General features: G+C 61.0%; 15 protein-coding genes. 8 read left to right on the top strand and 7 right to left on the bottom strand.

What is annotated here, in order from left to right; all coding sequences use genetic code 11:
* Positions 1 to 33: 33 nt before the first annotated feature.
* The 3 genes from K1X71_07415 (at position 34) to K1X71_07405 (ending at position 3,937) form a co-directional block, all read left to right on the top strand.
* Positions 34 to 645 (top strand): sigma-70 family RNA polymerase sigma factor, encoded by a 612-nt coding sequence (locus tag K1X71_07415; GenBank protein ID MBX7072962.1) that lies wholly within the window; start codon positions 34 to 36, stop codon positions 643 to 645.
* A 52-nt stretch (positions 646 to 697) separates the two neighbouring features.
* On the top strand, positions 698 to 2,761 hold the full coding sequence (locus tag K1X71_07410; GenBank protein MBX7072961.1) for a protein kinase: 2,064 nt from the start codon (positions 698 to 700) through the stop codon (positions 2,759 to 2,761).
* Between the two features lie 183 nt (positions 2,762 to 2,944).
* Positions 2,945 to 3,937 carry a hypothetical protein gene (locus tag K1X71_07405; GenBank protein MBX7072960.1) on the top strand — a complete coding sequence of 331 codons (993 nt, stop codon included), beginning with the start codon at positions 2,945 to 2,947 and terminating at the stop codon, positions 3,935 to 3,937.
* Here K1X71_07405 and K1X71_07400 read toward each other — a convergent pair.
* The 6 genes from K1X71_07400 to K1X71_07375 form a co-directional block, all read right to left on the bottom strand.
* A complete protein-coding gene (locus tag K1X71_07400; GenBank protein MBX7072959.1) occupies positions 3,934 to 4,542 on the bottom strand; it encodes a hypothetical protein in 609 nt (202 codons plus the stop codon). The two genes, K1X71_07405 and K1X71_07400, sit on opposite strands and share 4 nt — an antisense overlap.
* Positions 4,543 to 4,809: 267 nt before the next feature.
* Complete coding sequence (locus tag K1X71_07395; GenBank protein ID MBX7072958.1) at positions 4,810 to 5,490, bottom strand: HTH domain-containing protein; 681 nt, start codon at positions 5,488 to 5,490, stop codon at positions 4,810 to 4,812.
* Positions 5,491 to 5,964: 474 nt separating this feature from the next.
* Positions 5,965 to 6,948 carry an endonuclease/exonuclease/phosphatase family protein gene (locus K1X71_07390; protein MBX7072957.1) on the bottom strand — a complete coding sequence of 328 codons (984 nt, stop codon included), beginning with the start codon at positions 6,946 to 6,948 and terminating at the stop codon, positions 5,965 to 5,967.
* A gap of 518 nt (positions 6,949 to 7,466) precedes the next feature.
* The gene (locus tag K1X71_07385) at positions 7,467 to 8,360 is read right to left on the bottom strand and encodes a hypothetical protein (protein ID MBX7072956.1); all 894 of its coding nucleotides are present in this window, start codon (positions 8,358 to 8,360) and stop codon (positions 7,467 to 7,469) included.
* 20 nt (positions 8,361 to 8,380) lie between these two features.
* Positions 8,381 to 9,301 carry a hypothetical protein gene (locus K1X71_07380; protein MBX7072955.1) on the bottom strand — a complete coding sequence of 307 codons (921 nt, stop codon included), beginning with the start codon at positions 9,299 to 9,301 and terminating at the stop codon, positions 8,381 to 8,383.
* 154 nt (positions 9,302 to 9,455) lie between these two features.
* Complete coding sequence (locus tag K1X71_07375; GenBank protein MBX7072954.1) at positions 9,456 to 10,139, bottom strand: ABC transporter ATP-binding protein; 684 nt, start codon at positions 10,137 to 10,139, stop codon at positions 9,456 to 9,458.
* A gap of 402 nt (positions 10,140 to 10,541) precedes the next feature.
* On the opposite strand from K1X71_07375, the gene K1X71_07370 reads away from it, so the two are divergent.
* The 5 genes from K1X71_07370 (at position 10,542) to K1X71_07350 (ending at position 23,088) form a co-directional block, all read left to right on the top strand.
* Complete coding sequence (locus K1X71_07370) at positions 10,542 to 11,549, top strand: S49 family peptidase (GenBank protein ID MBX7072953.1); 1,008 nt, start codon at positions 10,542 to 10,544, stop codon at positions 11,547 to 11,549.
* Positions 11,550 to 11,955: 406 nt separating this feature from the next.
* Entirely contained in the window at positions 11,956 to 13,017 is a 1,062-nt protein-coding gene (locus K1X71_07365; protein ID MBX7072952.1) for an ABC transporter permease, read from the top strand.
* Positions 13,018 to 13,035: 18 nt separating this feature from the next.
* The gene (locus tag K1X71_07360; protein MBX7072951.1) at positions 13,036 to 15,345 is read left to right on the top strand and encodes an AMP-binding protein; all 2,310 of its coding nucleotides are present in this window, start codon (positions 13,036 to 13,038) and stop codon (positions 15,343 to 15,345) included.
* 16 nt (positions 15,346 to 15,361) lie between these two features.
* Positions 15,362 to 20,107, top strand: coding sequence for an amino acid adenylation domain-containing protein (locus K1X71_07355; GenBank protein ID MBX7072950.1), 4,746 nt, complete (start codon positions 15,362 to 15,364; stop codon positions 20,105 to 20,107).
* Complete coding sequence (locus K1X71_07350) at positions 20,104 to 23,088, top strand: hypothetical protein (GenBank protein MBX7072949.1); 2,985 nt, start codon at positions 20,104 to 20,106, stop codon at positions 23,086 to 23,088. The genes K1X71_07355 and K1X71_07350 overlap by 4 nt, the downstream gene beginning before the upstream one ends.
* Here K1X71_07350 and K1X71_07345 read toward each other — a convergent pair.
* The gene (locus tag K1X71_07345; GenBank protein ID MBX7072948.1) at positions 23,085 to 23,759 is read right to left on the bottom strand and encodes a phosphatase PAP2 family protein; all 675 of its coding nucleotides are present in this window, start codon (positions 23,757 to 23,759) and stop codon (positions 23,085 to 23,087) included. The genes K1X71_07350 and K1X71_07345 overlap by 4 nt on opposite strands.
* Positions 23,760 to 23,772: the final 13 nt, after the last annotated feature.

Raw genomic sequence — 23,772 nt, 5'->3', positions numbered from 1 at the left:
CGCTGCGCCCTTCCGCTAGCCTAATGAGCAATCATGCCGACACCGTCGCCCGCCGCCGAATTCATTGAACACGACGAGTTCCGCGAACTCCTGGAGCAAGTCCGCGCCGGTTCGCAGGAAGCGGGCTGGACCATTGTCGAGCTTTACGGGCATCACATTTTGCGCGTCGTGCGCCGCACAATGACCCGCGAAATGCGCGTGGCGTTCGATTCTGGCGATTTCGTGCAAGCCGTTTGGGCGTCGTTCTTCGAGGCGGCCCCGCGTCTGGAAAGTTTTCAATCGCCGGAGAACTTCATTTCGTTCCTCACCACCATCGCCAAACGGCGCGTGATCGACGCCTTCCGCCGCCGACATGTGTACCAAAAACAAGCGGCGAAAAATGAGGTGCGCATCGATTCGGCGGAAGACCTGGTCATCGCCCGCGCCGTGCGGCGTCAGCCCACGCCCAGCGACTTCGCTATTGCCCGCGAGCGATGGACGCAATTGCTGTCGAGCCATCCGCCGCAATATCAAGCCATGTTGCAGATGAAATATCAGGGCGCCTCCTACGAGGAAATTGGCGAGCAACTCGGAGTGAGTTCGCGCACGGTGCGCCGCGCAATCGATAAAATGTTATGGCTGCAGCCGATCGGCAGCGCCGATTGAATTTCGCCTGTCTTTGTTTGATCACACCGTTTCAAGTACCCACTGTCGCGCCATGGCCATCGTCGCTTCTGACACGCAGGCCGAGTTCGATACTCAGGTGTCGAGATCGCTGCGCCGGAAATCGGAGGCGCTCGATCGGGCCTATGACGAATACTGCGACCTGATCGACGCCGGCAATCGCGTCGATCCGGCGGAGTTTTGTGCGCGGTTTCCCAGTGTCCGCGCGTCGCTGCGGCGATTACTGCAAGTTCACTCGTACCTGCATAGCGCCGCGCATGACACAGCGGCGGAAATCTGGCATGGCGTTGCGCCCGGTCAAGAGTTTCACGGGTTTGAGTTGCTGGAGGAATTGGGGCGAGGGCGCTTCGGACGCGTGTTTCTCGCCCGCGAAAATCGACTGGGCGACCGGCAAGTGGTGGTCAAGCTGACCACCGGGGCGGAGCAGGAGGCGAAGATCCTCGGCGCCCTCGCGCATCCCAACATTGTGCCAGTGCATGCGGTGTATGCCGATGTCGAGCATGGGCTGTCGCTCATTTGCATGCCGTTTCTGGGACGGTTGACGCTCTGCGATGTGATCGACGCAGTGGCCGACCATGCATTGGGCGCCCCCGCGGAAGACAGCGCGTCGATTCAACGGTTGCTGGGGCTTCGATCGATTGGCGGTTCTTATGAATTTCACGAGCGAATTGCGCTCCTCGGCGCCGCGATGGCCGAAGGATTGGGCCATGCCCATGCGCAGGGGGTGCTGCATCTCGACCTCAAGCCCTCGAATGTGCTGTTGACGAGCGATGGCGTGCCGATGCTGCTCGATTTCAACTTGGCGCATCAGACCGACCACGTAGACCTGCCCCTTGGCGGCACATTGCCGTACATGTCGCCCGAACAACTTCAAGCATTCGCCGAGCGTGGGTCGCGCGGAGCGGCGAGCATTGGCCCAAGTTGCGACATCTTCGCGCTGGGCGTTGTGTTGTATGAACTGCTTACCGGAGACTTGCCATTCTCCTGCGAAGCCGCGACGGTCGACGCCGATGCGGTCGCCGCGCAGTTGTCGCAGCAGATTCAAGGACGAACCTCCGCATTGGAGCGGCTGCGCCGTGCCACCGATCGCGGATTGATGGAGATCGTCGCCAAGTGCTTGGAACTAGATCCCGCGGCGCGATTTGCGTCGGCCGCGGAGGTTGCGGCGGCACTCCGGCGGTATTTGGCGCCGCCGCAGCGCCTGCGCCGCCGCGTGATCGCCCACAAATGGCGCTATGGCGGTTTCGCTGCCCTGGCGGTGTGCGCTGTCACACTCGTTGCATTGTTGTTGGCTTTGCGTCCATCGTTCGCCGAACGTCAGTTCGTGCGCGGAACGGCCGCTTATCGCGCCGGCGAGTTTCGAGAGGCGATTCGCTGCTTCTCCCGGGTGCTGGACGATGATCCTCGTTCGGCGGATACGCTCTTGGCGAGAGGGCATGCGTTTCAAGGTCTGGGTGACTTCTCGCTGGCGGCGCTCGACTTTTATTCAGCGCGGCAGCTTATGACAGGTGGCTTCCCGCTCGCCTGCGAGGCCTACTGCAAAGGCAAGTTGGCGCAGCATGAGACGGCGATCGATTTCTACCAGAAGGCGATTGCGAGCGGATTTGACACAGCCGTGGTTTACAACAATCTCGGCTACGAACAGATCGCGGTGAACCAATACGACGAGGCAGAGCAATCGCTGGAACGAGCAATTCAACTCGATCCGCGACTCGCCGCGGCCTATGTGAATCGCGTACGCTTGGCGATCCGCCGATACGTGCGCGACGCCGATCCCGTGTCTCAAACTGAAATCGACGATCTGGATCGCGCGATCGCTCTGTGTCCAGACTCAGCGGAAGTCTATTGGCACGGCGCCACATTGTTGATTTACGCGGGCTGGGCGGAGGATCACCTGGACCGATCGGCGCGCTTGCTCGCCCGCGCTATTGAGCTAGGAATGCCAGCGCCACCCTTGGAATCCAACGCGCATCTCACGCCAATACTGACGCATGCGGCGGTATTGAAAGCCAGCGCGACGGCGAAGCCAAGTTCGCAAGGCTGGCGAATGGCGACTTTGATTGACCCATTCGCCGTCCATCATCTGGCCAGGCATTAGCTTCTTGAGCGAACAGCCACGTTGAGTCCGAACGATCGGCACGTTCGTTTCGATTGACACACATGCTGTCAATTCTTGGCCGCTCTGCTCGACATTGTCCTTGGTGAGCGGCGCATTGTGGTCATCGTGGATCCAGCAGCCCTCGCACCCCGATCATTGAGGGCATTCACAGAGGGACTATTCATGCGCCGGCCACGTCATTTTTCGTTTCAACAACTGGAAGAGCGATATGCGGCCACCAATGCGCCCCAGGTGGTTGGCGTGCTGCTTTCCAGCACCTCCTGGTCGAGTGGGTTCACATCGTATTTGCAATCGGCCGGCCTGGGCTCCGGTGGCTACCAGATTCCCACGGGTTCGGCCGCGCAAACCGACGAGCAGCCCTGGACCAACATCAATCAGGTCAAAATCCGCTTTGACCGCGATGTGGTGATCGACCAGTACGATCTATCGCTCACCGGGGTGAATGTGTCGCAATACAGCTTCGCCAATTTCTCCTATGACGCGGCGACTTACACCGCCACCTGGACGTTGTCGTCGGCGATCGCCAAAGACCGTTTGTTGATCGACCTGGCGGGAGATGGCTACGACCCGGTGCGCGACACCGCAGGCAATGCGCTCGACGGCGAATGGACCAACAACGTCAGCACCACCAGCGGCAATGGTGTCGCGGGCGGTGATTTTCAGTTCGCGTTCAATGTGCTGCCCGGCGATGTCAACCGTTCGGGTATGGTGCTCGGCAACGACGCGGTCGTTGTGCAGAACGCGCAGTTCCTCAACACCAACAGTCCTGGTTATTCGCCGTTACTCGATGTCAACGGTAGCGGCGTCATTCTCGGCAACGACGCTGTGCTGGTGCAGAATCGCCAGTTCAACAGCTTGCCGGCCGGTCAGCCCGCGGGCACCAACAACGACCAGCCACTGGTATTTCAACTGCAAGGCCTGCAGCTAAGCCCCACCGACTGGCGATTTACCGGCTTTGTCCAAGATGAATCACCAAGCGGATTAACCGTGACCTTTGGCGGCTTGGTACAAGGCTCGACAACCACCAATTCCAATGGCGAGTTCGCGTTCGTAACCAGTATTCCGACCGGATCGACCGGTCTCGTGACCGCCAGCACGGTCGACGCGCAGGGCCTGGCATCGAATGTCGCCCAGTGCATCGTGGATATCGGCTAGTGCGGTCGCGAGATGCTTCGCGTCCGGCAGGCCGAGGCCATCGCCAACAGCAAGGCGCCCCCCATGCCCAAGGTCACCGCGGTCGCGGGCTCTGGGACAATAGTGACGCTGCCGCCAACCAGCCCATCGATCGGAATCTCCGTGCCGTCGCGGGTCACCAACATCGTCTCGTCCGGCGTGAACGAGAATTGAAAGACGCCGCGCGTCGACAACGAATCAACCTGCAATCGCACGCGCGTTAGGTTCATTCCGCTGGAGATTGGCGCTTGATCGCCGACATCGAGAATGTCGAAGATCAGCAGCCCTTCGCCGGCCTCGAAAACCAATGGTGTCTTCCCTGAAAACACCGCATTGGGCGCCTCGATCGCGCCGGTGAGTTGTACGCCGGGCGAGGGGGCGACCTTCAAGCCGACGTTGTACGACGCCAAGTCCGGGACTTGCCCCACGACCTCAAGGCCCACATCCAAGTACAAGGGATCGGCCAGTTCGTCTGGTCCAGCCACGATATTCGGCAACGAAAGGATCACGCCGGCTTCGGCGCGACGACCTGCCCACAGCAGAGAGATTAAAATCAAACCAACAAGCGATAGCAGAATGGAGCGCATGGTAAATCCGCGGAAGTGAGGGACAAAATGACAGTGAGCTGCCCGCGAAGACAATGACCGCGCTCAGGTGGAAAACTTCCACGCTGTACTGGAGGCGGCGGACACTGATTACAAGATCAAGCTCACTAGCACGCACCGCGGAACACGAAGGCGGAGAGAGGCGCGTCAACTCACAAAGTGATGACCCCGTTGAATTGAGCCGTCTAGGGCTATTTTCAACTGGCCGCTAAGTTCGCACGGCGATGCGCCCGTGTCAACGCGCTGCTGTCAACTTGCCTGTCGCGCGTGCGGCGGGCCATTGGCGAGCGAGGGGCGCAATCCGCAACGAGTCGCTGCGATCGGTTCGTCCATCGGCTGGATATCGTCGAACGCGAAAAAGTGCTGGCGACGGTGAAAGGAAGACTCGGCCGATACCCCCCAGTGAGAATGCCGTTTTTCGATCTCCAGGTCGCGCAAATACGTCCGCAGGGCAATGCCTCGGCCGGGTTCCTTCCAGCGGATTGCGATAGAAGTGCCTTCCACCGCAGCACTTAGGATACTCGGGATGACGCTCAAGTTGAATTCATTGGCCGCATCACCGAGCGCGCACTCGCGCAGGCCGAGCAAGAAATCGCGCTCGGCTCGGGGCAGAAGCGACAACAGGGACATTTCCAGGTCAGCCCACATGGTTCGGCTGGTTTGAAACAACGGCGAAGTGTAGGCGCAAACCAATAAGTGGATCAGAGCCTCGCCATGCCCCTCGAAAAGATCGCGAAATTGGTGGTTTTTTGCCCGCAGAACGCCATCTAGCGGATCATACGAAACCTCCATGCCCATCTGCCGTAGCAGCGCAATATCGCGGAAAATCGTTCGCTGGCTAACATGAAAGGCGTCGGCTAGTTCGAACGTCGATTGTGGTTCGCGAACGAGCAACGTCGAAATCCGCAATAACCGCTCGTACTGGTGCATGGCATTCGTCCATCAACCGAGATCCCCAATGGATCGTCGAGAATGCCATGACATTTTTGACACGAAGAATTTTTCGCGCCCCCCTGACATCTGGTGTCAGGGGGGCGCGCTCGCGCGGAGGTAAGTTACAGAAAAGGCGGGGCCGGACCTTTCGAGGGCTCTCGACGCCCTTGGCAGGAGCGGTGGGAAAGCGACGGATGCCGTCAGGCACACGCCGCATTCGCCCAACGAGGCAGCCGCTCCTGTTTTTTTCTGACGGTGCCCGTCGCTGGACATTTACCTCGAAATGGAAGCGGCCGAGTGGCAAAAACCACCCGGCCGCTCAAGCAAACGATCGTGCGGAAGCAGCGATCGATGCGCGGCGCGAGCTGCAATAGCAACGCCGCTTGGGTCAAAGCGATTATCGTCGACATTAAGCCGTCGCCACTGACATGAGATGTCAGTGCCAGCAAAATTTTTCAGAGATTTCGCTCGCTAGCGCCGTTCAAAAACCGCCAACAGCGGACGGTGGTCCGAGGCCACGCTTTCGTCGAGCACCTTCGTCTCAATCACCCGCCAAGTTCCACCCGGACGGTAAAGCACAAAATCGATCTGCCTTCGCGGTTTTGAAGCGGGACTGGTGAATAAGACGTCTGCATTGGCTACGCGCCATTCCAGCCCTAGTTGCTTGAGCACGGCGCTACTGGGGGTCGCGTTGAGGTCGCCCGCCAAAATGGCTGCCCGGTCGGCTACATTTGCGACAAGTTCACAAACTGCCTGCGCCGATTTCAACCGTATTTCGTCGCTCTGATGATCAAAATGCGTGCAATAGAACAAGAGTGGCTCATCCGCCTGTGGCGTTTGAATGGCCGCTTCCAGCACACCACGTGGCTCGACGCCAGCCACACCGGGCAAGCGATGATTCGTTTGTCGCAAGATCGGCAATCGAGAAAGGATCGCGTTGCCGTAGTCGCCACCTTGCAAAGCCAGATTGCCGCCGAAGGCCACGCGTAGATTGGTCAGCCGGGCCAGCTCGGCCGGCTGATCCACACGACCAGTTCGGCCCACTTCTCGATCGACCTCTTGCAGCGCGACGAGGTCAGGATCGGCCGCGCTAATCACTTTGGCGATGCGTTCCAAATCGAGCTTGCGATCCAGGCCTTCACCGTGATGGATGTTATAGGTCAGCACGCGCAATTGCCTTGGCGTGTTCTCGGCTTGCGCCTGCGGCGCTGCAGCAAACACCACCTGCCGCTGACCGCGATCGATTCCCACCAATCCGCCCGTCTGTGGATCGACGGCGATTCCCTGCCCGGCGAATGGCGCGGGCTCGGTTGCAACCAGTTCAAGCAGTTTCTCTTTCTGCGGCACGCGCAAGCGAAACAACACCGGATCGTCGTGACCGGTGACGAGCAGTGTATCGCCATTCCAAATGCCACCAGAGACGCTGCGCTGTCCCAACCGGCGAATGACCTCCATCGGGTAGGTCCAGCGCCCGCGTTCATTCCAATCGGCGTCAAATTGAACCAAAAACGTCTCGCAGTTCTCCTTGCCGTAACGCGCGAAGTTGCACCACCAATGCCCCTCTTTACGAACAGCCCAGGTGAGGCTGCCGCCAAAGGCGCCAAAATCCTTAAAAGTCGATAGTTGCATGTTGGCCGGATCGAGTGCGACGATCTGGCTCAACTCCGGCGTTTGCGGATGATTGGAATGCGCGCAGTACAACAATCCTTGATCGAGGAACGCGCTGTTCAAATGAATCGCCGCGCCTTGGCTCAACCCGATCCGCTGACCCGTGGTGCGGTCATAGCGAGCGACATGAGTGCTGTTGACCGCGTAGACGTACTGACCATCTGCCGCAACTGCCTGATGCGCCTCGGCGGCGGCCATGCTGGCGATCGGCGTCCAGGTCCTTTGTTCAACTGCTACGGAGCATGTCGCGGCCAGCATGAACAGCGCGGCGCATCCTGTACGCAGAACAACAATCCAGGAAACTTTCATCGAGCGCTCGATTCCGGGGCCGAGAGGTTGGCGAGTTTGCGGCGCAGCGTGCGCACGTTGTCTTGCACGATCAGCGGTAGTTTGGATCGTAAGAGATTCTTGCCGTCGAACCAACCGTGCGGTTCATCGAAGACCGAGTGGCATTCGACAAACAGCGCTCCGGCCGGCTCAATCAGGCGCGTGATTTTCAGGTAGCCCCCGGCGCCCGCATACGGTTGCGGCGGTCCCAACACGTCGCGGCCCACGGCGTCGCGAACGATTGGCCGCCATTGATTGGCGAATTGCGGGTCATTGGCGAACCGCTCATCCAACTTCCAAGCCGCGATAATCGACTCCTCCGTATTTCGCCGCGCGCCAAAGCCAATGCCCGATAAACGCACGCGCTCCAAAATCGGCACGTCGATCACGCCGTACGACTCCAACAGATCCGCTTGGTTGCGGGGCGACAGATTCCGCGCCCGCAGCTCTTCGGCAGTGAGGGCTCGTATCGTCTGTCGGGTCGCGAGGTTCGAATCCGATTCGTTCATGCCGAACAAATCACGCAGCGCCGCTTCGTCGAGCAGCGCGTCGAGCGAGGCATATGCCACAAAGTAAAAATCGACTCGTTGGCCTGTCCGCTGCCCGGCGTCCTCCACTGAGTTCACGTCCAGCACGAACGGGGCCACAATCGCGTCGCGCAGGAATCGATCGAGCGGATACTTGCCTGCCACGCGCTTCACAATTGTCGATTGTTCAGTGGCGTCAATACCGTCGGCCAGCGCCGGCTCTGGCAGCCGTACCACCGTTCCCCCGTGTAGCCTCACCCCTTGGTGCGTCAACTCGGCCAACAGCGTGGGCGATGACGATGTGAGCGCCAAGTGCATCAACAAACAAGTGGAAATGAGCGACATATTTCGCGACTCAGCTTGCCCTATGGTCGCTCGCCAGAGGGCCAACCCACCGCCGCGCGCAGTGCGTCCTCCAACTCAACAACCTGATCGCTCGACTCGTATGCGGCGGCGGCAAGCCGCTTGAGTCCGCCGGACATCTTTATGTCTTTGCCAGTCGGCAGTTTTACCAGCGCGAACGATTCTTGAGTTGGTATGCCAAACAAAAACTCGTCCGCGTCCACATGCAACGCGCGATCCTCACGGCAGGCGTCGGGCAACCACTGCAGCGCGTCGCCCCGCAACTGCCACCCGCCGCGCGGCACAGGCTCCAATAGCCAAACCAGTGTGGCAACCTGACCATCGCTCGGTTCGACCAGCACCGCATGTCGTTGGATTGCCTTTCGATGCTCGCCGTCGAGCCACATAATCGCTTCCGCATCGAAGACCAGCATGGTCGGCGTACGCGCCACTTGCCGCGCCGCGTCGAGCGATACCTCGCTCTGCGAAAGTGTCGTCCGTTCCACAAAATCGAGCTTGCGTCCCGCCGCCCCCTGCGCATCGCTGGCGACGATCACGCTGCCGTCCGCGGCTTCGATGGCCAAACCAGTCGCCACGCTGCGCAGCGTGTAGGTTGTGGAGTTCTCCGCCGAATGTTTCGATACGTCCGCCAGCACGGTTAGCCGCAACAACGAAGCCAATCGTCCTGCCAAGGCGGGCACACTGGCCACGTCTCCCTCAGCCAGTCGCGGCGTGGCATACAGAATCAGATGCGACCAACCTGCGGGCGCACCGTCAACAATCTTGACGCCTGGTTTGATCCGCGCCATTGCACGGGGATGAATATCGATGCCGGTGGGCAAGGCGGCTCGCCTCTCCCCCTCGTCTGCAACCACCGCAAGGCTCAGCACGACAATGACGCCAGTAGCGAGTATGCTAATCCAACTGGCGTAGCCTTTTGACATAATAGGCGTCCTGCGACGTTTCTTTATCGCGCGGATGCTTCCAATCCGCGGGCAAGCAAGGCCGCGAACGCTCCGCGCCGCCGATATCTTACCGCAGCCGCGCCGCATTCGCACAGCGAGAACATGGTTGCATGCAACTGACGCCAATTGGTTGCTAGCGATTTGGCTCGTCCGACACAATCCGTCCGTCGCGTAAGCCGATCTCCCGATCAGCCCGCGCCGCAACTAGGTTGTCATGTGTGATCATGACCAGAGTGCGATCGGCGTCGCCGCGAAATCGGGCGAACAAATCCAGAATCTCGGCGCCGCTCTGGCTATCGAGATTGCCCGTTGGCTCATCCGCCAACAGCAGCACCGGATCGTTGGCCAGCGCGCGGGCAATTGCCACGCGCTGGCGCTCCCCCGCGCTCAGTCGTAGCGGCAGATAGTGAGCGCGATTTGCCAGTCCTACCTGCTCAAGCAGTCGCGCTGCCTTGGCTGCGCGTTCGCGCGGCCCCAGCGGACCCTCGAACATCGGCGTCTGCACGTTTTCGCTCGCCGTTAACGCCGAGATCAAATGAAACGCTTGAAAGACAAAGCCAATGCGCGTTGCGCGTACGCGATCCAGCCGTCGCATTTGGGAAACAGGCTGTCCCTCGAAGAACAGCTCTCCCGTTGTCGGTTCGTCCAGTAGCCCCAGCAAATGGAGCAAGGTCGACTTGCCGCTGCCGCTCGGTCCAGTAATGGCAACATACTCGCCCTGCGCGATGCGAAGGCTCACTTCTGCGACGGCGGTAACATTGCCATCAGGGTAGGTCTTGCCGAGACGCTCGGTGCGGATAATGGCTTCAGCGGTCATGGAGCGTTGCTCGTCAATCAGGTGGCGATTCAAAATGGCCGTAGCGCCCCGCTGTCTTAACTGGTACGTCTATCGGTCTGGCGGCGCCGTCGCGGGGAAGTGGGCTGCGCCCCATTCCACAGCCTTCCTCCGACTGTTGCAATCCGCTTAAGCGGCACGATCGACACATTCGTTGGCAGGGGCCAATGCGAGTGGCCATCGACCAAGGGTTATTAGGCGGCGCAGCGCTTTCCTTGGGACTCTGCCGCGGCTGTTACCGACACATAGAGATAGCTGCGCGGTAGATCGGTAGGCAACTGAAGGGCCCTGGCCGTCCCACGTCAGCAATTCGGAGACGGCTCTCCGGATTTTCGGCAACGCAGGGAGGCGGTCGTGCTGCGCAGCGGCTACATGATATGGAGCATCGCGCTGCTCCTGCTGGCCGCTGGCTGCCATCATCCCATTCGCGTCGTCACCGATAGCCGCGTGAACGTCTTTGGCCCGTCGCCGCAGAATCTTGGGCCGCTGATGCCGATGCCGGTGGCGGGCAGTTCCGCCACCACCACGCGGCGCATCGCGTTGATCGACGTCGATGGCCTGCTACTCAATCAAGACATGACGGGACTATACAGCGACGGCGAAAACCCGGTTGCGCTGTTTCGAGAAAAGCTGGACGCCGTTAGCAAAGACCCCTGTTACGCCGCGGTTGTGCTGCGCATCAATAGCCCTGGCGGTGGTGTGACGGCATCGGACATGCTGCGCCATGATCTGCAAGGCTTTAAGGCGCGAACTGGACTGCCGGTTGTCGCCTGCCTGCTCGATGTGGGGGCGGGTGGGGCGTACTACCTGGCCACCGCCGCCGATCACGTGATGGTGCATCCCACGTCGATCACCGGCGGCATTGGCGTCATCTTGAATCTTTACAATCTCGAAGACGCCATGGCTCAATACAATGTGGCCGGTGTGCCCGTCAAAGCGGGGGAATTCATCGATCTCGGCACACCCATCAAGGCGCAGACCGAGGATGGTCGCGCCATCCTGCAGCGCATGGCCGAAGAGTATCACGCTCGTTTCCGCGAAATGGTGCTGGCTTCCCGACCACAGTTACGTGCGGCGCCACCCATCGTGTTCGACGGCCGTGTCTTCACGGCGCAGCAGGCTCTGTCACTGAAGCTGGTCGACTCCATGGGCTATCTCGACGATGCGGTGCAGATCGCTGGGCAAATGGGTGGCGCGCCGGGCGCACAGGTGATCGTCTTACATCGGCGTCACGACCGCGCACGCACTCCCTATGACACCACTCCCAACTTTCCGGTGCAGGGCGGCATCTTGCCCCTCAGTATGCCCGGGCTGGAACGCTCACGGCTGCCAACATTCCTCTATCTCTGGCAGCCAGAACCCACCTTGGAGCGAGCGGCCGTCGGCCGTTAGGGCGGGCACGCTCCGCCCTCATCGGCATTGGCCGCGATTCACTCGGCACGTGTATAATGTCGCCAGCGGCCGTCGTGGCTCGATACAATTGTCGCTTTCGTGCCAAACTAAACACCCGCGCTGGGCATCAAATAGGAAACCCGCCCTCCGCTTCCGAATCGTACAACCTCGCCCCGCTGGCTTACCGACTTTGATTCTTGGGAAACCCGGTGAACCGTCGTAAATGAGGCGACCTGTTCGATATGTGGCGGCATTCACGCGTCGGGCGTCAGAAATGCCTGTTGCGAAGCCATGTCCTGAAACCAATGCCGCAAAGCGCGATGGCCTCTGACGCATGCGATTCTTGACCTTTGTCTACAGGAACATCGCGAGGCGCCCCATTCGATCGGCGCTCACGGTGAGCGGCATGGCCATCGCAGTGGCCGCCGTTGTGGCGCTGGTCGGCATCGCCGAAGGATTTCGTCGTTCCTTCCTCGAACTCTACCAAGGGCAAGGAATCGACATTATCGTTGTCAGATCACGCACTACCGACCGTATGACCAGTGAATTGGATCAATCGTTGGGCGAACGCATCGCCAAGATTCCGAACTTGGCCACGGTTGAACCCGTCTTGCTCGACTCGATTTCGCTGGAGGATTTAGGCGTGTATGGCGTTGTGCTGCAAGGCCTGCAAGCCGCCGCGGCTAGCTCACCCGAGCAAAATATGATCACCGGCCGCGTGTTCCAACCAGAGGAAAGCCGCGTGGTGATGTTGGGACAAATCCTGGCTCGCAACCTCGACAAGCAGGTTGGAGACACGATCGAGATTTACGAGGGCGAGAAGTTTCAGGTGGTCGGCATCTATGATCGTCACAACATCTTTGAAAACGGCGCCATCATCATTCCGCTCGCCGACCTGCAATCCTTGTTAGGGCAAACGGGCCGCGTGACCGCGTTCAATCTGACAGTGCAAAAGCCCACCAGCGCCGCAGAGATCCGTGACGCCGTGCGACAAATCGAAGCTTTAGGACTTGGCGTTAGCGCCTTGCCGACAGAAGAATATGTTGCCACCGACGCCAAAATTCGCATCGCTTCGGCAATGGCCTGGAGCACCTCGGCCATTGCGCTGATCGTGGGCGGCATCGGCATGCTCAACACCATGATCGTCTCCGTATTCGAACGGACGCACGAAATCGGCGTGCTCCGAGCGATCGGCTGGCGCACCAGTCGCATTGTGCGGATGATCCTCCTGGAATCCGGACTATTGAGCGTGGTCGGCGCCGTCATTGGTGTGGGTCTGGCCTTGTTGTTTACCTACGCCCTCAGTCGCGCCCCCGCGACTAGTGGTATGGTTGACGCGCGTTTGTCGCCAACGGTTATGCTGCAAGGCCTTGTGCTCGCGCTGTTGATCGGTATGGTCGGCGCGGTGTACCCCGCATTCCGTGCGGCCCGACTATTGCCCACCGTTGCGCTACGAGGCGAAGGCTGACATCTCAAGTACGACATCATGTATGCGAAACTCTCGAAAACAGCAGATATGACCGCTGCCGGTAAATTCCCTGCTCAGGGCGCCGGCGAGGTTGGGCGTCGCGCGGCTAGCCTGGTCGAGGTGTTTCGCGCGCGCGCTGCGCAACAACCCGATCACATCGCCTTCACTTTCCTGGTCGACGACGAGCAACCGGCGCGAGACATGACGTACGGCGAACTGGATCGCCGCGCGCTTGCGATCGCCGCGCGCTTGAGCCAGCTAGCGCCCCCCGGCGCGCGGGCCCTGCTCGCCTATGACGCCGGATTGGAATACATTGCCGCGCTCGCTGGTTGCCTTTATGCGGGCATGGTGGCGGTTCCCGTTTATCCGCCCGATCCGATGCGCGTACAGCGAACATTGCCGCGCCTCGAGCGCATCGTCGCCGACTCGCAGGCCACGCTACTGCTCGGTTCCTCAATCGACCTGGCGTGGGCCAGCGCGATGCTGGGCGCGATCCCGGGCGTCGAGTCGCTGGTCGCCACCAACGAGATCGCGGATGTCGGCAACGTCGGCTGGTCGCCGCCGGCGCTCAGTCGCGACACTCTGGCCATTTTGCAATACACATCGGGTTCGACGGGCGATCCCAAAGGCGCGATGCTGCAACATGGCAATATACTGCACAACCTGGCGCAGATCGAGGCGGTGATCGACATCGACGACGCGATCGTCGCCTCTTGGCTGCCCGCGTATCACGATATGGGATTGATCGGCGGAATCTTGCAATGCTGGTATAGCGGCCGGCGCAACATCATGCTGTCGCCGGTGTCGTTCTGTCAGCGGCCATTGCGCTGGCTGCGCGCAATTTCTGAATATCGTGTGACCACCTCCGCCTCTCCCGACTTTGGCTATGATTTGTGCGTGCGCAAGTCGACGCCGGATGAACGGCTTGGATTGGATCTGAGTTGCTGGCGCCTGGCGCTTTCTGGCGCCGAACCGGTTCGCCCGCGCTCGATCGAGCGCTTCTGCGAGGCATTCGCTCCGTTCGGCGCACGGCGCGAGATGTTTCGTCCCAGCTACGGTCTGGCTGAGGCGACGCTGATGGTCGCCTGCTCTCCGAAAGACTCCTCACTGGCTGTGCGTTCGTTCGACGCGCATCAACTCGAACGCAATCGCCTTGTGCCGGTCGCAGAGGACCACCTGGGCGCAAGGCAAATTGTCAGTTGCGGGGCCGTCGTGCCAGAACTTCAGCTTGCGATTGTCGACCCGCAGTCGCGCCGCCGGTTGCCAGCGAATGTTGTGGGCGAGGTCTGGGTCGCTGGACAGAACGTGGCTTCCGGATATTGGAACTCGCCGGCGGAGACGGCCGCCACCTTTGGCGCCCACGATGCCGATGGCGCCGGGCCATTCCTGCGGACAGGGGACGCCGGGTTTCTGCGCGACGGCGAGCTGTACATCAGCGGCCGACTCAAAGATTTGATGATCGTCGGCGGGCGCAATTATTTTCCGCAGGACGTCGAGCGCGCTGTGGAGGCTAGTCACGAGGCGTTCAAGTCGTATGGAGGGGCTGCATTCTCGATCGAAGGCGCCGCCGGCGAAGCAGTAGTCGTCGTGCAAGAAGTGGCGCGTCCGAAACGTTGCGACCTGGACGAGCTTTCCCGCATCGCGCGTTGGGCAGTACTCGAAGCGCACGACTTGGCGATCGAGTCGGTGGTGCTCGTTCAACAAGGAGCCATCCCCAAGACCACCAGCGGCAAGGTGCAACGACGCGCCTGTCGCGATCTATTCGCGCGTGGCGAGTTACCAGTGCTGCACGTCTGGCAAGCGCCCCCGCGCGGACGCAGCGAGCATTCGGCCCCTCTGGCGCCGCCGCGCAACGCTACCGAGCAGGCGTTGGTCGATGCCTGGCGCGACGTGCTGGGCATCTCGCAAGTCGGCGTCGACGATCATTTTCTCGATCTCGGCGGACATAGTCTCATGGCCGCGCGGCTGGCCAATCGGCTGGCGGTCGAGTTTGGCGTGCAAGTTCAGCTGAGTGAGTTGTTCGAGCGACCCACCGTGGCCGCAATGGCGGAGTGGATCGACGCGCGTCGAGCAGCGCAAATCGACGCCGGGCGGCAATTGCTCGACGAACTCGAGTCGATCTCGGAGGAAGAGGCTCTACAGCGCCTGGAGCAAGGCGGCGCGGCGGCGCAGACCACGGCGGACCATCCGCGCGCCGCGGCATCGCGACGGCATGAACCCAATAGCAATGGCAACGGTCATGCCGGCAATGGCTTTGGCGCTTCGCCAGACAGGCGCGAATTGGCCGCAGATCGCCCACCGGCGGCGGTCCGTCATCCGTCTCGCTGAGCGAAGGAGGCACGTTGTGACGGCCCCCACTCCCGCGGATCGGATTGAACAACTCTCGCCCGCCAAGCGTGCCCTGTTCGAACGGCTGCGCGGCGCGGCCGCGAATGTTCACGCCCTCGGCGCAGCGGTCATTCCCAAGCGTTCCCCGTTACTGCCGACTCCGCTTTCCTTCGCCCAGCAGCGGTTGTGGATTCTCGATCAACTCGAACCGCAGAACCCGTTTTACAATGTCGCCGTCGCCATGCGGCTGACCGGGCCGTTGCAGCCAGCGGCATTGGAACGGGCTATCCAGGCCGTTATCCAGCGCCACGAGGTGCTCCGCTCCACCTTTCGCGGCTTGGATGGCCGTCCCGAACAAATCGTCTCCAATCAGCTTGTCTGGTCGCTCCAGTGTGTTGATCTAGCAGCGCAATCGTCTCATGAACGGGAGTCTGCCTGGCGACGAATGGCCGAGCAGGAAGCCCTCACGCCATTCGATCTTCAACGAGGCCCGCTGATTCGTGGGAAGCTGATTGCGCTCGCGCCGGTCGAACATGTGCTGCTGTTGACGTTACATCATATTGTGTGCGACGGCTGGTCGATGAAGATTCTCCAGCGCGAAGCCGCCGAAAATTATGCGGCGTTGGTTTCGGGCAGAGCGCTCGATGTCGAACCGCTCGAGATTCAATACGCCGACTTCGCCGCCTGGCAGCAGACGGCGAGTACCACGCGGCCCCAACCGCTCGACTATTGGCTGAAGCGGTTGACAGGATTCGGCGGCGTGCTCGATTTGCCGCTCGACCATCCCCGGCCCGCCGCGCAAACATTTCGCGGCGCCGCCGTTCGTCGCAGGCTCGACGCCACACGCCTCGACGCGCTGCGTCGGGCCGCGCGTGAACAGAATACCAGTTTGTTCATGCTGCTGTTGGCGGCCTATTTCGCGCTGCTTGCGCGGTACAGCGGCGCCCGCGATCTGTGTGTCGGCACGCCAGTCGCCAATCGCAATCACGCGCAGTTAGAAGGCTTGATCGGGTTCTTCGTCAACACGCTGCCGATCCGAGTGGGATTGTCCGGCCAGCCAACACTGCGCGACTTGTTGGCGCAAGTGCGCGGTGTGACACTCGACGCTTATGCGCATCAAGAACTCTCCTTCGAGCAGTTGATCGATCACCTCAAGGTGCCGCGCGATCCTAGTCGAACGCCCGTTTTTCAAACGCTGTTCGTCTTGCAAGACAACGCGGCCGGCGGTCAGCACGTTGCCGATCTGACCGTCAGCGAGATCACCTTCGATCACGCCCCGATCTCGAATTACGACTTGACACTCAATGCGGACCAGCAAGACGATCGATTGCAGCTTTCACTGGTTTACAACCCCGATCTCTTCGAAGGCGCCACGGTCGAGCAAATGCTCGACTCGTATTTGATGCTGCTCGAATCGTTTTGCGGCGATCTCGACTGCCCGGCGCTCGAAGCGCCGCTGGTCCCTGTGGCAACGCGGCTATCGCTCGAACGCTGGAACAACACGCGTCAGTCGTTTCGCGACGAGGCGTGTTTGCATCAACTGTTCAGCGAACAGGCTCGTCGCAGTCCGCAGGCGCTTGCCGTCATTTCGGACGACGATTGCTTGACCTATGAGCAACTCGATAAGTTGAGCGATCGACTCGCCAGTCGGTTGCTGGAGCGCGGCATTGTCCTGGAGACTCCGATTGGCTTTTGCCTACCGCGCTCGCCTGAGTTGATAGTCGCTCTTTTGGGCATCTTGAAGGCCGGCGGCGCGTATGTGCCGCTTGACGCCAGTTATCCGGCCGCGCGCCTCGCGCACATGATCGGCGATTCTGGGCTCAGTCTGATTGTCACTTGCGCCGAATTTGCTTCGCGGTTGCCGCTGGGCAGTGTCACTGCCTTGTTCCTGGATGAGCTTACTGTCGCGCAGGGCGAGCCGGCGCATTCAAGTAACATCTCGCAACCGCGGCAACTCGCCTACATTCTTTACACGTCTGGTTCCACCGGAGATCCCAAGGGAGTCGCCGTCGAACACCGTGGTCTAGTCAATCACGCGCTGCAGATCGCGACGCGACTGAACATCGGGCCCGGCGATCAAGTGCTGCAGTATCTTTCTCCCAGCTTTGACGCGGCCGCCGAAGAGATCTTTCCCACCTTGCTCAGCGGTGCGACCCTGCGAATGCACGCCGCGCCAGCCGAACTGTCGGGAAAGACACTGCTCGATTGGTCGCGCGAGCAGCGAGTGAATATCTTGCACTTCACGCCACCGATCTGGCTTTCGCTGGTCGACGAACTGGAATTGTCCGGCGCGGAAGTTGGGTGGCATCTCAAGGCGGTTGTCGCGGGCGGCGACAGCATTCATCGTTCGGACGTCGCGCGCTGGCGTCGCGCAACTGGCGGCAAGATTCCCCTGATATTCGCGTATGGCGTCACCGAGGCCAGCATCACCACCACGCTGTTCGACGCTCAGGACGACGCCTGGCCCAGTTCTACCGGCCTACTGCCGATTGGCCGCCCTCTCGCCAACACACGCGTCTATGTGCTAGACGAGTTCCGCCGGCCAACACCGATCGGCGTTGCCGGTGAGATTTATATCGCGGGAGTTGGCGTGGCGCGTGGCTATTGGCGCCAAGTTGAACTGACAGCCGAACGCTTCATGGCCGATTCCATCGGCGCCGCTGGCGAGCGAATGTATCGCACCGGCGACCTGGGACGCTGGCTCCACGATGGAACGCTCGAGTTTCTCGGGCGCCGCGATCAACAAATCAAGTGGCGCGGCTATCGCATTGAGCCGGGCGAGATCGAGGCCGCATTGCGGCGCCAACTGCCAATTCGCGACGTCGTCGTGGTCGCGGCGCCCGACCCGAGCGGCGAAAAGCAGTTGATCGCCTATGTGGAAACCGACGATGGCGCCGCGCTCGAGTCGCAGTGGCGCAGTGCGCTCGCCCAGCAACTACCGCGTCATGTTCTGCCAACGACATTAGTCGCGGTCGACCATTTGGCGCGCCTGCCCAACGGCAAGATCGACCGTCAACGTTTACCGGCCACGAGCCTTCGCCAAGTGTCGAAGCGAGTCGTCGATGGCGAGCCGCACACCGGCGTCGAGCGGTCGCTCGTTCAAATCTGGAGTCAGGTGCTCGGCCTGCCAATGGTCGGCGTTCACGACAACTTCTTTGAATTGGGTGGCGATTCTATTCGCGGGATTCAAATGATCTCGCGGGCTGGCGCCCTGGGATTGCGGTTCACGCCAAAACAACTTTTTCAATTTCAGACGATAGCGGAGCTCGCCTCGCAGGCGACGCATGTCGACGCCGCGCACGCTCGCCAGGGGCCGATCACCGGTCCCATGCCGCTGACGCCCATTCAACACGAGTTCTTTTCCCTTGGTTTGATCGAACCTGGTCGATTCAATCAAGCGGTGCTGCTGATCGCGCCGCCGTACGCCACCCCGGACGTTCTCGATCGCGCCGCACAGAAGTTGCTGGCACATCACGACGCGCTGCGAGTGCGATTTGAGCAAACCGACCAAGACGAATGGCGGCCGAACGGTATTCCGATCGACGATCGGCCACTGCTGGAAATGATCAACTTGGCATCGGTTAGCGAAGATCAGATCGACGCGGCCATCGAGCAGGCCAGCGCCGATATCCACACCGGTCTCAATCTTTCAGTCGGGCCGCTGATTCGGTTCGTGCGCTTCGATCTGGGGCCAGCGCGTCCTAGTCGCCTGCTGATTGTCGCCCATCATTTGGTGATCGACGCCGTTTCATGGCGCATACTGCTCGACGACTTGCAAAACCTCTGCCGACAACTCTCCCAGGACGCAGCGCCTCAATTGCCCGCCAAGACGACCGCCCTAGCCGATTGGGCCGACGCATTGACCGCCTATGCGAACTCGGCGCCGATAAAAGACGAGTTTGATTTCTGGATTCAGCAGGTGGCGGACGCTCGAATGTCGCGCGACCTGCCGCCAGGCGGCAATCACGTCGCCAGCGAAGCCTGCGCGACTACGGCGCTCTCCCCCGACGAGACAGCACAATGGTTGTATGACTCGCACACCGCCTATCGCACTCGACCGTATGAACTCCTGATCGCGGCGCTCGCCGTCACGTTGTGCGATTACGCCAATGCGGAGTCAGTAGGCATCGATCTCGAAGGACATGGACGCGATGCCGGACTCGACAACGTCGACCTGTCTCGTACGGTCGGTTGGCTAACGGTTCTCTATCCCGTGCGACTTGAACGCCCACGCGACCGAACCGACGCCTCGTGGATCAAGTCGATCAAAGAGTCGCTGCGTGCCGTCCCGCATGGTGGTGTCGGCTACGGACTATTGCGCTGGCTAACCGACGCTCCTGCCACGCGCGCCCGATTGGCCGCGCTACCTGGCCGAGAGGTGAGCTTCAACTACCTCGGCCAGTTCGATTCGGAAGTTGCCGCCAGCGACTTTGTTATGGTAGAGCCGGATATGGCCGTCCATCGCGCGCCGCGCGAGCCTCGCGAGCATCTCTGGGAAATTGTCGCCTTTGTTCGCGGAAAGCAGTTGCACATCGTATGGCGTTATGCGAGCGACGTGCATCACGCCGCGACGATCGAAGGCTTGCTCGCACGGCTTCTGGATCGGTTGCGAAGCATGATCGCGCATGGCGCCAGTTCGCAGGAAGGGAGCGCCACTCCATCCGATTTTCCCTTGGCCGGCGCCGATCAGGACGATCTCGATCAGCTCGCGCGTCTGCTGGATGCCGCGGACAATAGCGCCCCAGCCAGCGATGCCCCATGAAGAACGTGGCCGATATCTACGCGCTCGCTCCCTTGCAGCAGTTCATGCTGGCGCACTCGCTTTCGGGCGGAAATCATGAGTTGTTGATCGAACAATTCCACTGTGCAATTCATGGTCCGCTCCAGCCAGTGCTCTTGAGAGACGCGTGCGCGCTGGCCATCGAGCGGCATCCGGCGCTGCGCACCTGCTTCGCCTGGCAAGGTCTGAAGCAACCGGTGCAGGTGGTGCGCGAGCGAGTCGCCTTGAGTTGGTCGCCGCTCGATTGGCAAGACGAGTCGCCGGATTCGCAGACTCACCGCCGAGATGAATTGTTGGCGGCTGACCGCGAGCGCGGCTTCGACCTGGCGCAAGCGCCGCTGGCGCGCTTTCACTTGGTCCAGCTTGGCGCCGAGCGCTGGTGGTTTCTATGGACCTGCCATCATCTCATCGCCGATGGCTGGAGCCTGCCACTGGTGCTTCAAGACGTCTTACAAGGTTATGAGAGTCTACGGCAAAACGAACGGCCGCGCTTGCCCGAAGTAGGCAATCTGGGTCACTACCTGACTTGGATCGCCAAACAGGACACGACTGAGGCCGATCGCTACTGGCGCATGCGACTTGAGCACTTGGGACCGGCCGCGCGCATCCCGATGGACCAGAACCGTCACGAGACCAGTTCGCTGTCGGGACATGATCTGTGCGAACAAGGCTTCTCGGCGCAAGAGACGAACGACTGGAAGCAGCTCGCCGCACGCGAGCGAGTGGGCCAAAATGCCATCGTGCAATCGGCCTGGGCGCTGCTGCTTGCGCACCACAGCGGCCTGCGCGACATCGTTTTTGGCGCTGCTGTTTCGGGGAGGTCGGCCGCCGCGCCGCGGATCGAATCGATTGTCGGGCCGCTGATGAACAATGTGCCACTACGAGTGGCCATCGATTGGAATCAACCCTGGCGCGGGCTGCTGCGGCAGTTGCAGTCGCAACAGTCGGAGATGCACCCCTTTGAGTACTATTCACTGGACCGCATTGCCCTTGCCGCCGGGCTGCCATTGGGTCGGCGGCTGTTCGACTCCTTGGTGGTGTACGAAAACCTTCCGCTCGCCGATGTCGCGCGGCTCAGCATTGGCGGCCTGGAAATCACGGAGCTGACGGGCACAACCAGCTCGAACTATGCCATCACCCTGGTGGTTCAACCCGGCGCCGAATTGAAGTTGCGATTGATGTACGACCGACAGCGCTTTACTTGCTCGGAGGCTGCGCGGCTGTTGGGGCAAATCACGGTGCTGCTGCGTCACATGCGCGGCGCCCCCGATGCTCGGCTAGCTGACCTGGCGCTGTTGGACGCCGCTGGAGAGCGGCAAATGCGCCAGCGCTTCGCGTCAACAAACACTGCGCGGGTGATCGATACCGGACGTCGTGCGGCTCCGATCGGACTGTGCGGCGAAATTTGGGAAGCCGCCTCGACGGAGTCAGCCGATGCCGAGTCGATTGCCGATCCCTGGAATCCAGCGGTTCGATTGTGTCCGACCGGCATGCGCGGGGTATTGCGCGAGGACGGCACGATCGAGCCTCGCGGCAGTATGGCCGCCGAAACCGTGATCGACGGCTATGGCGTTGAGCCGCGCGACATGACTGCCGAGCTATTGCAGCATCCGCTTGTGGCCGATGCGGCTGTCGTGTCACGAGTCGATCAACAAGGAGACGCGCAACTGGCGGCGTTCGTTGTGCCGAGCGCCGATGCGACAACGGCGATTGTTTCCGGCCGGCACGAGTTGTTGCTCGATCAATTGCGCCGGACACTGGCCGAGCATTGGTCAGAGCCATGCGTGCCGCGGATCTGGCGCGCGCTCGACGTCTTGCCGCGCGACGGCCGTGGCCAGGTGATGGAGCATCGGCTGCCGGCGGCGTATCGCCCTCGTGGCGATGCTTCGACCGCCTATGTCGCGCCAGACGATTATTTGGAGGCGCGGCTCTGCGCCATCTGGTCCGATCTGCTCGGCGTCCAACCTGTGGGCAAAGACGACGATTTTCTTGACCTCGGCGGCAACTCGGGCCTAGCGGTCGCGCTGGCCGCGCGGCTCGAAGAAGAGTTCGGCCGCCGCTTGCCCCTAGCGCTATTGTTCGAGCGACCTACTGTGTCCTTGCTGGCCAATTCGCTCCGCCGTCCTCTCATAGCTCCAGAAGACGCCGTGTTGGTGCCGATTCGTCCCACAGGCAGGCAGACGCCTTTATATTGCGTGCATCCAGCGGGCGGCGCCGTGTTCTGCTATCTCGAGCTGGCCCGTTATCTCGATGCCGACATCCCGCTCTATGGTTTGCAGGCGCTCGGAATCGACGGCCAATCGGCGCCGCACGATTCGATCGCGGCGATGGCCGAATGTTACGCTCGCGCGATTCAAGGTGTCCGACCGTCCGGGCCGTATCGCATTTGTGGCTGGTCGACCGGCGGAATCATCGCATTTGAGCTGTCGCGACAACTTGTCGAAGACGGTCACGATGTCGAGTTCACTGCGCTTTTCGACGCCGCCATCCCGCGATCGGGCGAGGAGTTTGGCGAAGATGATCTGCTCGCGCTCTTGGGCCTCTTGTTCCCAAACGAGCGGCCAGATCAGTTTCAAACTCTCAAGGAGCGCGGCCTCGAAGCGCAGCTTGCCGATTTTCAATTGCGTGCCCAACGCGCCCAGTTGTTGCTGTCGGGCGCGACCACCGCTCAGACTCGCCGCATCTACGATGTGTTTCAGACCAATATGAATGCCGTGGTCGGCTATCGCCCACAACCCCTACACCGTCGCCTCACCTTGCTGCGCGCCAGTCAACCGGCAACGCCCATGCACGCCGATCCTCTACTTGGCTGGGGACCGTGGGCCGCCGGCGGTGTCGATCTGCACCAAGTCGCCTGCGCCCATCTCGACATGTTTCGCGAGCCGGCAGTGCGCGAAGTGGCCGACATTCTCAATCAGTTGCTGGTCGCTCCGCCAATGCAGTCCGCTCCGGACATCGGTTAGACCGCTCGCTCATCGCTAGTTCGTATCGAATTCGCGCACGCGACCGCGTAGGCGCCGACGATTCCCCCCACGGTAGCGCCAGCGATCACATCTCCCACAAAGTGATAGTTCATGGCCACCAGGCTCAGGAGCATTGGCAACGAAATCGCGCAACAGATCCAGCGACTGCGCGGCATCATCAGCCACCACACCGCGGCAATGCCCAGAATCCGCGCTGCGTGTCCAGAGGGAAAACTGCCCAGGTCGTCGCCCGCCACGAAGGGATGAAAACCATAGCTGCCATTGCCAATCAGCGAGGGATTATGGTCGAACCAGGTTTCTGGCCAATAGCGGCCGCACACATCGCCAAGTGACGAGCGAAACTGATCGGCGACCAACAAGCTTACGCAAGCCGCTGCGAGTGTAAGCTCCCATCGGCTCAGTGGTCCCATGGCGCGCCGGATCATCAACAGCGCCAGCGCCAGCGGCGACCAGGCCTGTGTCACTGGTGGCGGGTAGGTCAGCCATTTGAATAGGCGGACCTGATTGATTCCGTGATCGTGGACAAAATACGCGACCGGACGATCCACCCAAACGTAACAGATCAACGCGGCGGCTATCCCCGCCGCTAGCGAGATAAACGACCGCCGCAACAATCTCCGAAAGTCGTATGAGTCGTAATCGAAAATCATCTGCGATTCCACA

The organism is Pirellulales bacterium, from assembly GCA_019694455.1.
Lineage (GTDB): Bacteria > Planctomycetota > Planctomycetia > Pirellulales > JAEUIK01 > JAIBBY01.
This window is presented reverse-complemented; position numbering and strand designations above follow the sequence as displayed.